This is a genomic window from Streptomyces sp. NPDC002680, from assembly GCF_042889145.1.
Taxonomy (GTDB): Bacteria; Actinomycetota; Actinomycetes; order Streptomycetales; family Streptomycetaceae; genus Streptomyces; species Streptomyces adonidis.
On the sequence record NZ_JBIAQP010000007.1, the window covers coordinates 437,043 to 453,233 of the forward strand.

At 68.8% G+C, this 16,191-nt stretch carries 7 protein-coding genes; 4 read left to right on the plus strand and 3 right to left on the minus strand.

The genetic code is table 11. The annotated features are described in order from the left end of the window. Positions 1 to 11 precede the first annotated feature (11 nt). From ACFYXF_RS21080 to ACFYXF_RS21090, 3 genes are read left to right on the plus strand one after another with little or no spacing between them, the layout of a single operon-like run. A complete protein-coding gene (locus tag ACFYXF_RS21080) occupies positions 12 to 272 on the plus strand; it encodes a hypothetical protein (protein ID WP_389351140.1) in 261 nt (86 codons plus the stop codon). A gap of 13 nt (positions 273 to 285) precedes the next feature. Then, complete coding sequence (locus tag ACFYXF_RS21085; RefSeq protein ID WP_389351142.1) at positions 286 to 534, plus strand: type II toxin-antitoxin system Phd/YefM family antitoxin; 249 nt, start codon at positions 286 to 288, stop codon at positions 532 to 534. Then, on the plus strand, positions 531 to 959 hold the full coding sequence (locus ACFYXF_RS21090) for a PIN domain-containing protein (protein ID WP_389351143.1): 429 nt from the start codon (positions 531 to 533) through the stop codon (positions 957 to 959). Before ACFYXF_RS21085 ends, ACFYXF_RS21090 begins: the two co-directional genes overlap by 4 nt. 13 nt (positions 960 to 972) lie before the next feature. Here the strand turns inward: ACFYXF_RS21090 and ACFYXF_RS21095 are convergent, their stop codons facing one another. From ACFYXF_RS21095 to ACFYXF_RS21105, 3 genes are all read right to left on the minus strand, one after another. Continuing rightward, on the minus strand, positions 973 to 3,543 hold the full coding sequence (locus ACFYXF_RS21095) for a DUF262 domain-containing protein (protein WP_389351145.1): 2,571 nt from the start codon (positions 3,541 to 3,543) through the stop codon (positions 973 to 975). Between the two features lie 142 nt (positions 3,544 to 3,685). Beyond that, a complete protein-coding gene (locus tag ACFYXF_RS21100; RefSeq protein ID WP_389351147.1) occupies positions 3,686 to 4,303 on the minus strand; it encodes a hypothetical protein in 618 nt (205 codons plus the stop codon). Positions 4,304 to 4,399: 96 nt separating this feature from the next. After that, a complete protein-coding gene (locus ACFYXF_RS21105; RefSeq protein WP_389351244.1) occupies positions 4,400 to 12,310 on the minus strand; it encodes a ricin-type beta-trefoil lectin domain protein in 7,911 nt (2,636 codons plus the stop codon). Positions 12,311 to 12,896: 586 nt separating this feature from the next. Here ACFYXF_RS21105 and ACFYXF_RS21110 point away from each other — a divergent pair. Further along, positions 12,897 to 16,112, plus strand: coding sequence for a DNRLRE domain-containing protein (locus ACFYXF_RS21110; protein ID WP_389351149.1), 3,216 nt, complete (start codon positions 12,897 to 12,899; stop codon positions 16,110 to 16,112). Positions 16,113 to 16,191: the final 79 nt, after the last annotated feature.

Consider the following 16,191-nt stretch of genomic DNA (forward strand, 5'->3'; position numbering starts at 1 on the left):
ATCTTCGAGATGTGCTTCACCTCCCCCCACGGCGCCCGCCTCGCCCGCGCCTCACCGCCCTCCGGCTGGAGGGGTGGGGCATCCCGTACAGCACCGGCGCGCACGACGACCTCGTCCTGATCGTCGCCGGGCTGACCGCCAACGCCGTCCGGCATGGCCAGGTCCCCGGCCGGGACTTCCGCCTCCGCGTCTGGCCGCCCGCTGGGTACTGGCACCCGAGCCCGGACGGACCGGGCAAGACCGCCTGGGCTGAGCACACCCTCGCACCGTAGTACCGTGTAGTACATGGAGACGACCGCGCGCGAGTTCAATCAGAACGCCTCGAAGATCCTCGCCGCCGCCGAGCGCGGTGAGCGGATCACCGTGACCAAGAACGGGCGCCCGGTCGCCATACTGTCGCCCGTCACGGATGAGGTGGTCCCGCCGTATCCCACGGATCCGATGGGGGACAGCGACATCCCCGTGTTCCACAGTGGTTCGCCGATCGACTGGTCGGCCGGGCGTGGGGACTATCTGGAGGGGTTCGGCGAGTGACCGTACTGATCGCCGACACCTCGGGCCTGTACTCGCTCTTCGACGCGGACGCACCCGAACACGGGGCCTGCCAAAAGGCCGTGGCCACCGCGTCCCACCTTGTGGTGACACCGATGGTGCTCGCGGAACTCGACTACTTGCTGAGTACACGCGTCGGGCCCGAGGCCGCTCAGGCGGCGCTCGCCCACATCCGCGACCGTGTCGCGGTACGCCGTTACGCGGTCCCGGAGATCGAGCCGCACCTGTCCACCGCGCTGGTCACCATGCACCGGTACCCACAGATCGGGCTCACGGACACGATGAACGTGGTGATGGCGGCCCAGTACCACACGGACGCCATCCTCACGCTGGACCGCCGCCACTTCCGCATGCTTCGCCCGCTGACGGGTCACCCCGCCTTCCGGCTGCTCCCGGACGATCTCTGACACGCCCGACAGCTCAGGCGGCGTCCCGGCGCTCCCAGCGGTCCCGGAACCACGCCAGAGTCTCGGCGAGCAGCTCTCGATCGCGGTCCTTCTCCAGCAGCGACAGACGGAAGCCGGGGCGCAGCTCCAGCTTGCCCTCCGGGATGTCGACACTCTCCAGTCCGTTGAGCCGCCTGAGGAATTCAGCGCGCAGGGGCCGGTCGGTGAACGGTTCTCGTGCGGCCAGGTGCTGGAACACCACCTCCGCTGTGCCACCGCGCCCGCCGCCCGGATAGAGCGTCAGCGGCCAGATGCCCCGGCCCGGCGCGCCCGCCTCCCCGAGCATGAGGAAGGCGCTGGTCGTGACCTGGCCCGCTCCGTGTCCGATCCAGCCGCCGAGTTCCTCCCAGCGGGCGAAGAGCGCGCGTACCGCCTCGACCGTCTCGGGGGAGTCGTCCGCTGCGAGCTGGCGGAAGAACCGGTCGGCGCGTGTCTCCTCGTCCCGGTCGCTCGGTATGCCCTGGGCGGTGTCCGAGCCCTCGGTCTGGTCGTCGTCCTCGGTGACCAGCAGGGCGAGATCGTCGGCGGTGAGGCGCTGGGCGGGATCGGCGGCTCCGGTCACGGTGAATGCGACGCCGGCGGCGGTCAGCCGGGAACGGACGTCGCCCTCCTCGTCCTCGGAGGTCCAGCTGAAGCCCGCGGAGACCTTGCCCTCCGAGGTGAGCACCCGGTACGCGTTGGCCACCCCCGGTGTGCCGGCCAGGTGGTTGCCCACCGCCTGGGCGCCGGAGCCGAGGAACGCGGCGAGGTCGCCGTAGGACGTCCAGGTGCCGTGGGGGAGTGCCGCGAGCGCCTGGTGGGCCAGGTGCCAGTCCCGGCTGCGCTCCGCTCGGCCGACTCCGCGCAGGGGAGCCGGCCACAACGCCACCGCGCGGTCGGTGAGTTCGTCGGCGCGAGCGAGGATCTCCTTCGCGGCCCAGCGCTCGGTCGCGGCGATGCGGCGGTTCATCTCCAGGTGGCTGCCTTGCAGCAGGCCTTGCTTGCGCTCGAAGGGGTGGTTCGAGAGCTCCGAATTGACCGCGGTGAGCGTCAGGTTCCCGAGGGTGTGCTGCAAACGGGAGTGCAGGTCCTTCGCGTTCTCTCCGTCGGCCACGTCCTCGCCCAGCATGCGCAGCCACTCGTCACCGGGCGACTGCGGCATGACGTGCTCGATGGTGAGCTGCGCGGCGGCGAAGTCCACCGGCTCGGGATGCTCATAGCTCTCCTCCAGCCGCTGCAGCACCATCTTGCGCTGCGGTGAGCGTCCGAACTGGTAGAAGGGCGCCTTCTGGATCTTCTCGCGCAGCTCGTCGTCGTCGGGCCAGAACCGGTTGTCAGCGGAGAGCAGTTGGTGCAACCCGTCGGCGACGGGCACGTCGAGAGGTAGCTGCCCGGGGACGGCTTGGAAGATCCTGTTGAGGTTGTTCGGTGGCACTCGGCAGATCATCCGGCGCACCAGGAAGCTCTCGACGTACGACATCGCACGGGCGGTGTCCGAGGAGTCGAGCTCTCCGCGCTCGCGCCGGTCGAGCAGCAGCATCAGCGCGGGGTAGGTGGCCTGGGCCTGCCAGGTGTCCAGGCGGTGCAGATGGGCGCGGACCGTTGTGTCCGGTTCCTCGCCGGGGTGGAGCAGCCGGCGGAAAAGAGTGGCACGGCGGTGCAACTCCCTGATGTACGCCTCGATTTCCTCCTCGCTCGCCCCGCCGCGCTCGAAGCGCTGCTGCTGGGCCGCGTACAGGTCCTGGCGGCGCACCCGGTCGTCGCCGTCGAGGACCAGTTGCAGCCACATGAGCTGTTCCAGCTCTTCGTTGCTCAGGCTGTCCTGCAGCGGCAGCCAGTAGGTCTCGTAGACGTGTTCACCGCGGGTGTGCAGCTTCATGAACAGGTAGTTGCGCAGCAGGTCCGCTTGGCTGAGCTTGAGCCCGGTGTTGTTGAGGGACTCGAAGATGCGGTGCACGTTGTCGCCGCGCTCGGCGGTCACCGCCACCAGCGTCAGCCGGGAAGTGATGGCCTCCTCGATGCGGAACACGTCCTGCGGGGCGGCGGGATCGGCTGCCTCGACCAGCTTGCGGCGGAAGTAGGTGTAGGCCGCGGCGACACCACCGCCGGCGGCCTGTTCCGTGAGCGGGCCGCGGACGTGAGCGGCGAACTGTGGCCGGTCCGCTTGAGTGGGCAGCAGCCGGAAGTGGTCGCTGCCGGTCTTCCACTTGTTGATCAGGTATTGCTCATCGATGCGCTCGGCATCGCCCGGCTTGGCGTCCCTGATGTGATCGCGGATCGCGGCCAGGGCGAGCGAGAGCGTGGTCAGCCTCTGCTGGCCGTCGACGACGAGCCAGCGAGGGAACGTCGCATCGTTCTGCGGCGACGGCGCCAGCACGACGGACCCCAGGAAGTGCGTGTTCGCCTTCTCCCCGCGCTCGATCAGCTCGGCCTGCTCCAGGATGTCGCTCCATAACTGTCTGAGTTGCTTCTCCGTCCAGGAATACGTCCGTTGATAGAGCGGCACCTGGAACTGCTGGGCCCTCCCCTGAACGAGATCGGCGAACAGGGTCTCCTTCGCCTGCATCCTTGTCCCCCCTTGGCAGTTGATGCGGTCGTGCCTCGTGGGAACGACCCTAGGGCCTCCCACTGACAACCACGGAAATGCTTCAGCACTCGTCCACGCACACGCACCACTCCCCGGCATACAGCCCGACTCGTCTGCCCCCTCAGAGCTCCCCATCGGTCACGTACGTGACCCACCGCCCCGCCCACTCCCGTACCTCGTCCTCCAGCCAGTCGAACTCGAAGGCGATACGGCGGGCGTGGGCGTGCAGTTCGGGAACGCGGCCGGGATGCCGGAGGGCGCTCGCGCCGATGCCGTCCTGGTAGTAGGCGCCCTTCACGACGACATCCGCGTCCAGCGACATCATGACGAAGGCCGGGTTGTCGGCACCCGCGCCCAGGATCCCGTTCTCGCAGCCGGCTCCCGCGATGTCCCATCCGTCGCCGAGCGCGACGCGGACCCAGCGCCAGACCTGCTCCTCGCCGTCCTCCGAGTGGTCCTGCGCGATGTCGACGCCGAGCAGGAACTCGGGTCGGCCGTCCGGACCCGGGGAGAAGAGTCCGCTGTCGCGGGCCAGCCGCTCCCACTCCTGGTCGAAACGGCGTCCCAGGTCCTTCTCGTCATGGGCGAGCACGAATCCGTGCCGACCGCTCTCGGAGTCCAGGTTCCCCATGTAGCTGGCGACGTTGACGGGCGGCAGTTCCCCCCGCGTCCCCATGACCTCGCGGAAGACGAGCCCGGCGGCGGAGAGCTTGTCCAGCGCCTCCTGCGCCACGTCCATTCAGGTACCTCCCCTCTTCTGGCTTTCTTCTTCTGGCCTTCTTCTGCAAAACGAGCGGGCGGGCCGTCCTTTCGGACGGCCCGCCCGCTCGGCTGCTCAGCTACGACGCCCGTAATGGTAGAGCGTCGGTCTGTTGTAGTCGTGGACCCCGTTCTTGAGCGGGAACCACGCCACTTCACCGGTCTGCACATTCAGCATCACGCGCAGCTGGTTGTTCGCCGGGAGACCGATGTTCTCGCCGTCGAAGATGGGCGAGTTCACCCAGCTTGCCCAGCCCCGTGCGTTGCCGTCGTTCCTGAAGATGTCCGGACCGCTGGCGTTCACCCGCTGCCGGGCACCCGGATTGTTGGCCACCTCGCGGGCGAGTCTGTCGAGCTGCCTCGTCAGGTCCTCGTAGTTGGCGAAGTGCGCGTTCCACGCTTCACTGCGCGCGTCGCGCGCCGCCTCGCTGTACGGATCGCCGTCGAACGCGGGGCTCTCCGGCGTCAGCCCGTCGCCCTCGTTGCCCCGGCTCGGACCACAGTTGTGGACGAGGGCCGAGGCACCCGCCGCCACGACGTAGTACGTGTGGACGTTCGAGACGGTCAGGTTGTGGACGGTGGCGCCCTGGGCCGTCCAGCGCTCGATCGAGCTGATCTGGACGTAGCTGCCCGCGCTGGTCCGCAGCCACTGACCGGAGGTGAGGTCGGTGGCCTCGATCCACGCGCCGGCCTCTCCGGCTTCGGGGACCCAGAAGGGGTGCCCGTCGGTCGCCGTGATCTCGGCGGTCCTCGTTCCCGCCCCGCCGTCGATGTCGACGGTGACGGTGACGAGGTGCTTCAGGCCCTGGCCCTTGATCTCGGCGGTGACCGTCTCGATCCGGGTCTCCCCGGTCCTCGGGTCGGTCGCGACCACCTTGTCGCCGGCCCTGACCTTCTCGATCGGCTTGGTGGAGCCGTCCGCCATCAGTACCTTCGTGCCGGGCACGAAGCTGTTGTTGATCGGGCAGGAGCCGCCGCCACCGTCGGCCCTGCCGGAACCGCCGCCACCGCTCGTACCACCGCTGCTGCGGGTGGAGCCGCCGGACTTGCCGCCGCTCTTCCCGCCGCCTCCGCCGCCGCTCTTGCCGGCGTGGGAGGAGGACTTGGGCGCAGCCTTGGCCTGGGCCTGCTTCTGGACGGGGTTGCCCGTCTTCCGCTTCGCCGCGGCCGCCTCGTCGGCCTTTCTCCTGGCGGCCTCGGCAGCCTTCTTCTTGGCTCTCTGCGCGGCCTCCCGCTTCGCCTTCTCGATGGCAGCCTTCTTGGCCCGCAGCGCCGCCGCCTCCGCGGCCTTGGCCGCCTTCAGAACGGCCTCGGCGGCCTTCTTCGCGGCCTTGAAGGCCTGGATGGCGTTGATGGTGCGGTTGATCGCCTTGAGGACCGACGGGATCTTGCCCAGCTTCGTCCAGGGAATGGCGTCCAGGATGATGCTGCCGCACGACCACATGTCACCGCCGAAGCAGGCCATGGCGTCGTTGATGCCGATGAAGTCCTTCAGCGTCTCCCAGGCGATCGCGAGGATCACCGAGGACAGCGACTTGCCCATGGTGGCCTGCGCCTGGGCGACCTGCGCCGCGGACAGCCCCGCACCGGCGAGGGCCGCGGCCTTCTCCGAGGCGGTCAGGGAGATCGCCAGACCGCTCGGGTCGTCGTACGTCACCGGGTTGTTGTGCGCGTACGTGTAGCCGTTGGTCTGCTGCGGGTCGTTCAGGTCGAGCACCGGGTCGGCGGACAGGAAGCGTCCGACCACCGGGTCGTACAGACGGGCGCCGAGCGGCTGGAAGCCGGAGGCGTCGTCCCGGGTCTGGCCCGTGAACCCCTTGTGGCTCTGGAGGTTCTGCGCCGTGGTCGCGGCGCCGCGCTGGTTGCCGAACGGGTCCTGCTTGCGCACCCGGACGGGCATGGTGCCGTTGAGCGCGACCTCGGTGTAGACACTGCTCTGGTGGTCCGTGGTCTGGGCGACCAGGACGTCGGAGCCGGTGCCGCTCGCGTAGCGCATCACCTGACCGCCGGGGGCGGCGTAGGTGCGCTGGGTGTTGACCAGGACCCCGCCCGCCTGGACGGTGACCGAGGCCTCGTCCAGCAGCAGGGTCGCCTGCTTGCCCTGGATGGTCAGCAGCCGCTGGCCGTTGGGCCCGTAGATGTGCCGGGTGTCGTTCTGCGGCAGCCACTGCTGGGCGGCCTGGGCCGCGTCGCAGGTGGCCAGCACGATCGCGGTGGCGTTCACGTTCGCCGCGCCCTGGACCGCGAGGCACAGGGTGGAGTCGACGTGGACGAGCTGACCGGACGCGTTGCGCTTCAGGTGCTGGGCGCTGGTGCCGTTGCACTTCTGCAGCTGGACCGCCGAGCCCGCGGTGTTGGCGGCGGGCTGGACGCACCAGGTGTCGTAGACCTCCAGGGTGCCGAGGTCGGGATTCGGCTGGGGGGTCTGCGTCGAGCCCGGGACCGGCTGGAAGTGCCAGTTCTGCGCCACCGTGGTGTTGCACTGGTACAGCTGGATCGGCTGGCCCGCGGCCGCGAGACCGGACTTGAGGTCGAGGCACTTCTGGCCGAGACCCACGTACGGGGTCCTGCCTCCGCTGCCCTGGCCGGTGATCCGGTCGATCTTGCCGTCCGGGGTCCAGGTCAGTTCCTGCTTGTCGCCGTTGTCGGCCGAGGTGATCGACCTGGTCTCGCCCGTCAGCTCGTAGAGCCGCTGGGCCTCGGCCGTGACCTGGGCGCCCGCCGGGGTCGTGAACTTCTTCGTGACCTTGGTGAGGGTGTGCGGCTGGTCCTTGGCGGCGTTCTTGCCGTAGGCGTAGTCGGTGACCGCGTCCTTGGCGGTGTTCCCGGCGAGGTCCTTCTCCGTCAGCCTCGTGCGGTTGCCGAGCAGGTCGTACTCGTACTCCTGCCAGTAGCCGGAGCCGTCCTTGCCCGCGGCGACGTCGAGCGTGCCGTCGGCCTTCTTCGGAGCGGCGCACTCGGCCGCAGGGTCCTTGGCGGTCCAGGCGGACTTCAGCTGACCCACCGGGTCATACACGAAGCACTGGCGCTCCTCGATCCCGACGGCCCGCTCCTCGACGGAGGTGATGTTGCCGGCCGGGTCGTAGCCGTAGGCGCGGTTCGAGACCAGGTTGCCGCCGACGATGCTCGCGTCGGCCTTCTCCCGGTAGACCGCCTGCTCCTGCAGCTCGCCGCTGCTCTCGTCGTACGAACTCTGCGTCCACACCCGGTAGGGCTGGGCGCCCAGGGTCGAGCGGAGGACCTGGCCGTACGGCGAGTAGGCCGTCTCGGAGCCGTACCAGTCCTTGCCGGAAATGGAGAGCGGCTTGCCGTCCTTGTTGTAGCGGACGACGAGCTTCTCGGCGCCGAACTTGCCGATCTCGGGAAGGGTGGTGTCCTCCAAGGCGCCGGTGTCCGAGTAGGAGTAGGAGTAGTTGTAGTCCTTCTTCAGGCCCCAGGTGTCGGCGATCGACTGCGGCAGGGACAGGGTGGTCGCGGTCGGCTGGTAGTCCTTGGTGTAGCCGCTGACCGTCTGGGTGTACCCCAGTCCGTCCGTGTAGCGGGTGGCGGTGGCGGGCATGCCCTTGCCGCCCGTGGCGGAGTCGTACGTGAAGTTCGCGAGCAGGGTGCCGTTGACGTCGGTCAGCCGCTGCTGCTTCGGCCGGGACAGTTCGTCGTAGGCGTTCCAGATCTTCACGCCACGGGCGTTGGTGGTCGTCAGGACGCGGTCGCGGGAGTCGTACTCGGTACGGGTGGTGCCCGTGTCCGGGTCGGTGGTCGAGTCCGTCCGGCCGCGGTGGTCGTACGTCCAGCTCCACGGGTGCGTCGGGTCGGCCGAGGCGGTCGCCTTCTCCAACTGGCCCTTGGCGTCGTACGCGTAGCGCGTCGAGGTGAAGCCACCGGGCGCCGCGGGGTTGAAGGTGTCCGTGCGGACGGTCCGGCCCGTCGCGTCGGTGTAGACGCGGTAGGAGGAGTCACCCTTCGGGTTGACGACCTTCGACCAGTCCTCGCCGTACTCGTACTTGGTGGCCCGGTCCTCGTACGCCTTGGAGAACGACTCCTTGGTGATCGGGTCCAGCCACTTGAGGTACGGCGTCTCCTGCGTCACGCGGCCGAGACCGTCGTAGGTGTAGCGCGTGATGTTGGGGACGGCGATGTCCGAGAGCGGGGTGAACAGCTCGCCCGGCTTCGCCTCCTGGGTCAGGTAGGCGTTGTTGGTCTGGTAGACGTCACCGGAGCTGTTGTACAGCGTGTCGGTGATCAGCCAGCCGGAGTCGCCGTCGGCCTCCTCCTGCGTCTGCCGCTCGCGGCCCAGGCCGTCGTAGAGGGTGACGGAGGTCTCGACCCGGTTCTCGTAGCCCCGCGTGTAGGTGGTGACGTACGGAGGCTTGCGGATCTTGATGTTCGGGTCGTCCGGGTCGGTCTCCTCCGGCGGCACGGTGTAGACCGCGCGGAGGTCCGGCACCGACGACGCCGACGGGGTGCGGCCCGGGGCCCAGGCCTCGGACAGTCGGCCCAGCGGGTCGTACACGGCCTCGCTGACGAGGCTGTTGGCGTCGGTCGTCTTGACGGTGACGGAGCGGCCCGGCTCCAGGTCCATGATCTGGCTGTGGCCGAGCACGTTGGTGTAGGTGACCTTGAAGACCTGGCCGGTGGCCGGGCCCACGGAGGCGTACGTGGTCGTCGACGCCTTCGGGACCGGCTTGGCCAGCTCGTCCGGGTCGGTCTGCCGGACGACCCGGCCGACCTCGTCGAAGCCCACGGTGCCGTTGGTCAGGAACCCGGTGCCGGTGCCGTTCAGCGACCACGACTCGGTGGCCAGACCGCGGGTCGAGCCCGACAGCGCCGCGCCGTAGGCCCCGCCGTCGTACGCGGTGCGGGTGACGCCGCTCAGCGTCGTGAGGTCGCTCCAGTTCGCGCTCGCGCAGGTGGTCGGCGAGACGAGGACCTGCTTGCTGAGACCGATCAGGTTCCTGCCGGTCTGGTGCACGTACTCGGACTTGGTGCAGGACTCGTCACCGGACTTCCCGGTGTCGCCCGACGACTCCACCTGCGTCGGCAGCCCGTACGTCCCGTCGTACGACGTCGTCGTCTTCACCGAGCGCACCGTGCGCGTGTCGTCCGAGTTGGTGCCCGACGACTTCGTGTACGCGATCTCCTCGGGCTCCGTGACCCGCCAGGCCCGCAGCGGGGTCAGGCCGTCCTCACGGTCGCGCTTGGCCAGTTCGGTGGCTGCGGGCTTGGTGATCGAGCGGGTCAGCCAGTCGGAGTCGGCCTTCGTGGAGTCGGTGTAGCTCAGCTCCTCCGCTATCCGGCCTGCGAACGGCTCCTCGTCCTTGGCTATCTCGGCGCCCGTGATGTCCTTCACGGACACGGTGTCGCCGAGGCCGCGGAAGTAGCGGGTGACGGCCTTGGAGCGCTGGCCGGCGGTGTCCGCGGTGCCCTCGTCGTTGACCGGGCCCGTCAGGACCGTGGTCTGCTCGACGCCCGCGAACTGCGAGTAGGTGCGCTGGGACTTCTTGGTGAACTCGGCCTCGGCGAGCTTCCAGGCCGGGTTCTTGTACTTGTACTCGGTCCTGGTGGTGAAGTTGCCGTCGATGTTCGGCAGTTCCTCGACGGTGTCCACGACGTACTTGTGGAACCAGTCGATGTCCTCGACCTCGGCGTCGGGGTTCCAGAAGGACGGGTAGCAGAGGCGGTTGTTGCCCTTCAGCTGGCCCTGCAGCCGGGCCATGGCCTGGGCACGGGTCTCGCCGGACTGCTGGTCGAGCAGCGGCAGGTTGCCGGTGAGGCAGTCGCCCTCGATCGGCTTGTAGCGGACGATGGTCTCGCCGCCGTACTCGTTGATCACACGGGTGATACGGAGCCGGGAGAAGCCGGGACGGTGCGCGTTGACCGCCTTGACGCGGTTGGGCATGTCCTCCGCGTTGGACTCGAACCGCACCGAGTTGAGGGTGACCTTCGCGTCGGTGGTGCCGTTGCGGCCGTAGCCGGTGCGCTGCACGGACTCCAGCCACAGGGCGGTGTTCGGGCCCGTCTTCAGCTTGGCGAAGCTCTGCTTCAGCTGGTACTCGTCGACGACCTGACGGGCCGCGGTGTCGGTACGGCGCTGGGCCGAGGTCGTGATCTTGTCGAGGCGTTTACGGGTCCAGAAGGTCGGGCCCGCGTTCCAGCACTTCTTGCCGGACGCGCAGCGCAGGTCGGCCGGGGTGTCGAACCAGGGCCGGTAGTTGCGCGGGTCCTTGGACGTGAAGTTGGCCTCGGAGCAGGTGACGTCGTCGACGGTGTAGCAGCGCTCCTCCACCGAGAAGCCGACCCGGGCCGGGGCGGTCTCCGTGTAGATGGTGTTGCTGCGCTGGCCGTAGTCGATGTGGTCGAGCCAGCCGTCGCGGTCGTAGACGACCGGGTCCTTGAAGTTGAAGTTCCGGGCGTAGTGGTTCTGGTCCTTCTTCCACCACAGCGACATCGCGTTGCCGTGGACGTCCTCGACGTAGTCGAGACCCCAGCGCCAGCCCTGCGTGCAGTAGGAGTTGGTCCAGTCGGTGGTCGTCGGGCCCTTGTAGCAGTCCTCGCCGGAGTGGTTGCCGTAGACCGGGACCGTCAGCACCGAGTTGGTGGTCGGGTCGTCGGCGGCGGTGCCGCGGTCGGACCAGCCCGGGAGCTTGTTCTTGCCGAAGTGGTACTTGATGCCGTCCTTGGTGGTGACGACCCAGTACTCGCCGTCCCGGGCGCCGTTGCCGGTGGCCTCGCCCTTGACCAGCTCGACGGTGGAGCCGTCGCCGTTGGCCGTGAACCACTTGCTCTTGGTCTCGTCCCACACCAGCTCGGTGGTCATGCCGCCGAGGGAGAGGGTGGCGTTCTCCGAGCCCCAGCAGAGGTCCGCGGTGCGGTGCGTGGAGTTGTTGGAGCCCGCCTTCTTGGAGTCCTGACGGCAGTTGGCGTACGTACGGGTGATGGAACCCGCGTTGTAGTCCCAGCCGTCGCCGATCCACGAGGCCTGGTTGTTCGTCGAGGACGTACGGCCGTCCACGGACTGCGAGGAGTACGCCAGGTTGACCTTCGGCATCAGACCGCCGGCGGTCTCCGGGACCTGCGCCTGGTACGAGTACGTGAAGGCACCCGAGGACGAGCCCGACGACCAGGAGCCGGAGGACAGCAGCGGCGAGGCCGTGAAGTCACCGGACACCGACGAGCCGGTGTCGAGACCGCCGACGGTGCCGCCGCCGTTCGCGGAGACCGCGGGCTGGACGCCGTCCCGGTAGGAGGCCTGCGAGGCCTGTGTTGCCTTGGCGGGGACGAAGCCCTCGCCGACGAGGCCGGCGACCGGGATGTTGCCGCCGAGGATCTTGCGGGTCTTGGCGTTCCTGGCCGTCGTGGTGTTGGTGGGCGCGTCCTTGGCCGCCACGGTCTTCACCGTGCTGCGCAGCCGCTGGAAGTTCTCCTTGCCGTTCCTGACGTCCTTGTCCCCCTGGGGGAGGGACATCGTGGTCACACCGCCGGCGTCGGCGCAGTCGCCCTCGTTGGGCGAGGAGTAGACGCAGTCGGGCAGCAGCATCAGACCGAAGCGGTCGGCGGCCTGCGGTCCGTAGAGGTCGGCGAAGCCCGTGGTGTCGATGCTGATCGCGACCTCGGCGGCCGGGTCGACCGTGGCCGGCGGGGTCAGCTTCATGACGATGCCGGAGACGCCCGCGTCCTGCGAGGTGGTCTGCGGGGCCACGCCCACGGTCCAGTTGCCGGCCAGGTCGGCGGCGTCGCCGCCCGCCGGGACGCCGATGGCGACGGGCAGGTTGTTGCTGACCGGCTTGGTGGTGCCGGGCGCGTCGGCCGCGGAGAGGGTCGCGCTGCCGGTCCCGGAGGTCCACGGCGCGATGGCGTCGGGGGTGTACGGGACGACCGGGTTCTGCGGAGCCAGGGTGAGGGTCTTGTCCGCGGCCTCGTCGCCGTCGACCTCGGTGGCCTCCGGCAGGTCCGGGAGGTCGACCTCGGCGATCGACTTCTCACGGCTCATGTCGGGGCCGGGGACGGCGAGCGCCTCCCCGCCCAGGCTGGTCACCGTAAGAACCGAGGACAACAGAAGAACGGTCGCCGTGCGGTTTCGCCGCCGACGCCGTCTCTGTGAGTCTGTCAGGACTGGGTGTATCGGCCCCAGCCATGACAGGCGACCTGAAGCACGCATCCGCGTCGACCCCCACCTGGTAATTCACCAAAAACACACGTCCGGCTCAGACGCGTGCGTGCGCACTCTGTGTCATGTCCGCCGCGCAATTCAAGATCGGCCAATGGGCCGAAAAGCCTTGCTGGGTGATCTGGGTCACGGGGTGAAACGCATCAGACCATCCCGTCGGTGACTCATGGGGTGGAGCGGGTGAATCACCTGATCGGCATCAATGCGGCATCCAAAAAGCCCCGAACCGGACACAACTGCCACACCGCCACATCGGCTTAGTATTTTCATAACAAATCCTTAACTAATTAAAATGTGGACGTGCTATGGCGAGTGTGTGATCGTGTGCCCGCCTCCTGCCCCGCGGCCTGCCGAACGGGGCTGCTTGTGCTGTCCTCAATCCGCTTGGTTCCCACGGGAGTAGACCGCCGTGACCGCGCCGCCCCGATTTCTCAGCCCCTTCGTGCGCACACGCACACGGCTGTCCCTGACCCTCGGCCTAGTGCTGGCCGCCCTGACCGCTGCCCTGCTGCCGTGGTGGCAGCCGGACGACGGCACCCCGCCGACCGGTGCCGGAGGCACCACCACCGACGTCACCCGCGCCTCGACCGGCCCGCGTGACGAGGTCACCGCGATGGCCCAGGCCAGGCGCACCGGCAAGCAGGTGCTCGTCGACACGGCGACCACGGCCACCGCGCTGACCTGGGCACTGCCCGACGGACAGTTCAAGACCCGGATCACGGCAGCGCCGACCCGGGCGAAGAACGCCGAGGGCAAGTGGGCCCCCGTCGACAACAAGCTCAAGCGGACCGCCGAGGCCCCACGCGGACTCGGCGTCGCCCCCGCGAACCCCGTCGTCCCGGTCCGCTTCGCGAGCGGCACCGCCCAAAAGGCGCGCGCCGACCGCTCGTTCGCCCGGGACGGAATGCTGGGTCGGACACCCGGCGAGACGATCCTCGCCGAGGTGGAGCTGGGCGAGCACACCGTCGCGTACACCTGGCCGGGCGCCCTGCCCGAGCCGGTGCTGGACGGACCGCGCGCCCTCTACTCCGAGGTGCTGCCCGGCGTGGACCTGCTGCTGGTGGCCCGCGAAGAGGGCGGCATGGCACAGGTCCTCATCGTCAAGACCCCCGAGGCCGCACGGCAGGAGGCGCTGAAGACCGTCACGTACGGGCTGCGCTCCGACACCGCCGTGTTCCGGCAGGACCGCAAGGCCAGCAGGGTCCAGGTCCTGGACAAAACGAACAAGGAGGTCGGCTCGATCCCGACGCCGTTCGCGTGGGACTCGAGCGGCCGTGACCCCGAACTGCCCCCGGGCACCCCGAACCGTACGTCGGTCGCCACCCCGGCCGACGTGCTGAAGCTGTCGGGCCTGACCGGCATCGAGCCGGGCGCCAACTCCGCGCCGCTGCCGATCACCCTGGACGGCGAGAACACGGGTGCCGCCGGCCTGAAGCTCGGCTTCGCCGCCACAGGACTGGCCGACCGCAAGGGCGTCACGTACCCCCTGTACGTCGACCCGCCCCTGAACCCCGGCTGGGACGCGTGGACGGTGGCCTACAAGCCGTACCCCAGCACCAGCTTCTTCAACGGCACCAACTTCTCCTCCGGCACCTCCGACGCCCGCGTCGGCCACGAGGACGACACCGGCGGCACCGCCCGCTCCTTCTGGCGCATGGACTGGTCCAGCAGCATCAAGGGCGCGGACATCACCAGCGCCACCTTCAAGGTGCTCAACAACCACTCCTGGTCGTGCACCAACCGAGAGTTCCAGATCTGGCGCACCGGCTCGATCTCGTCGGGCACGACCTGGAACGCACAGCCCAGCTGGTCCGACGAACTCCAGCGCAGGTCCTTCGCCCACGGCTGGTCGGCGTCCTCCTGCCCGGACGACTACGAGGCCTTCAATGTGAAGGACGCCGCCCAGTACGCCACGGACAAGGGCCACTCGACCGTCACCCTCGGCATGCGGGCCACCAGCGAGTCGGACACCCAGACCTGGCGCAAGTTCAGGGCGACCTCGGCGACCATCGAGGCCGTCTACAACCGCCCGCCGTCCGAGCCCACAAAGGGCACCTCGAAGCCCGGCGGCGCCTGCACACCCGGACCGGGCGCGGGCATGACCGTCGGCAAGACCAACATCACGCTGTCGGTGACCGCCAAGGACCCCGACAACAACATGAGCAAGGTCCGCTTCCGCTTCTGGAAGACCGGCGGCACGGTCCCCGCCGGCACGTACGTCACCATCGGCGCGTCGGGCGGCACCTCGTCGCTGACCATCCCGGTGACGGACGCCCGCCTGAAGGACATCACGACCAACACCACGTTCAGCTGGGACGCCATGGGCGAGGACCTGGCGGGCGCGACGTCCACCAACTACCCGCCGGGCACCGAGCCCTGCCGCATCACCGTGGACCCGAGCGGCCCGTCCCAGCCCGAGGTCACGAGCGACGTGTTCCTGGAGGCGACTTCGAGCGGCACCACCTGGGCGAAGGTCAACTTCGGCACGACCGGCCCGATCACGTTCGAGTCACCGGGTGCGGTGCGATTCCAGTACGCGTGGGGCGGGGTCAGCCCGAAGTCGGTCAACGCCGACGCGAACGGGCTCGCCACGGTCCCGGACCTGCAACCGCTGAACGCCGGCCCGAACACCCTCCAGGTGTACGCCTACGACAGCCTGGGCAACCCGAGCGTGCGCACGGACTACACGACGTACGTCCCCCCGAAGGAGAACGCCGACACCCCCGGCGACACAGGCGGCGACGGCACCCCCGACCTGATGGTCATCGACGCGGCGGGCGCCCTGCGGACATACGCGGGCCAGAAGCCGGACGGCGAGCTGTACGGCTCACTGATCTCGTCGTACAGCAGGGGCGCCAACGGCACGGTGACCCTGAACCCGCCGGGCCACTGGTACGACGCGGCGTCGACGCTGGGTAACAAGGCGGCGCTGATCGCGCATTACCAGGACACGTACCCGGGTGATGGCACGACGGATTTGTTCGCCCGGACTCCGGACGGCGGCTTCTGGCTGTATCCGGGGGATGGGTACGGCTCGTTCGATGTGGGGCAGAGGATGAAGATCCGTTTGCCGTCGAATGCGCCGACTCCTTCTACTTGGACTCAGCTGAAGGCGTTGGGTGATATTACGGGCGACAAGCTGCCCGACCTGGTGCTTCGAACGGCTGCGGGGTTCTGGGTGCTGTCCGGGTACACGGGCGGCACTGTCCAGACGGCGACGTTGATGAACGCTGACGCGTGGGCCCGCCGGGACATCGTCAACCTCGCGGATATGAACAAGGACGGGGTGGCGGACCTGCTTTGGCGGAACCTGGACAACGGGAGCATGTATCTGCGGCGGGGGAAGGTGGGGGCTGCGGGGGCGGGGAGCGTTGATCTCAACTCGTTGATGTTGGCGGCCAACGCCGTTAACGGGGACGAGGCGTTCGGGACCAGCTGGACTGAGGCCAATGTGAATTCGGCCATTGGGGTTCCGGATATCAACGGGGATGGGGTGCCGGATATTTGGGCTCGGTTTGCGGCTGACGGGCATATGTCCGTGTACCACCCGTCGACTACTAACACGAACGCTCCGGTGAAGACGGTTATCGGGTCGGGGTGGAACGACAAGTTGGCGTTTGGGTGAGGTGATTGGCCTTCGGGCCTGTACGGGGTGAGCCCTCGGCGCTGCTGCATGGCGCCGGGGGCTCACCCCTTTCCGTAGG

Excerpts from the sequence above, each read along its gene's own strand:
- ACFYXF_RS21085 (WP_389351142.1), top strand. The coding sequence starts at position 286 with ATGGAGACGACCGCGCGCGAGTTCAATCAGAACGCCTCGAAGATCCTC.
- ACFYXF_RS21100 (WP_389351147.1), bottom strand. The coding sequence starts at position 4,303 with ATGGACGTGGCGCAGGAGGCGCTGGACAAGCTCTCCGCCGCCGGGCTC.
- ACFYXF_RS21095 (WP_389351145.1), bottom strand. The coding sequence starts at position 3,543 with ATGCAGGCGAAGGAGACCCTGTTCGCCGATCTCGTTCAGGGGAGGGCC.
- ACFYXF_RS21105 (WP_389351244.1), bottom strand. The coding sequence starts at position 12,310 with ATGAGCCGTGAGAAGTCGATCGCCGAGGTCGACCTCCCGGACCTGCCG.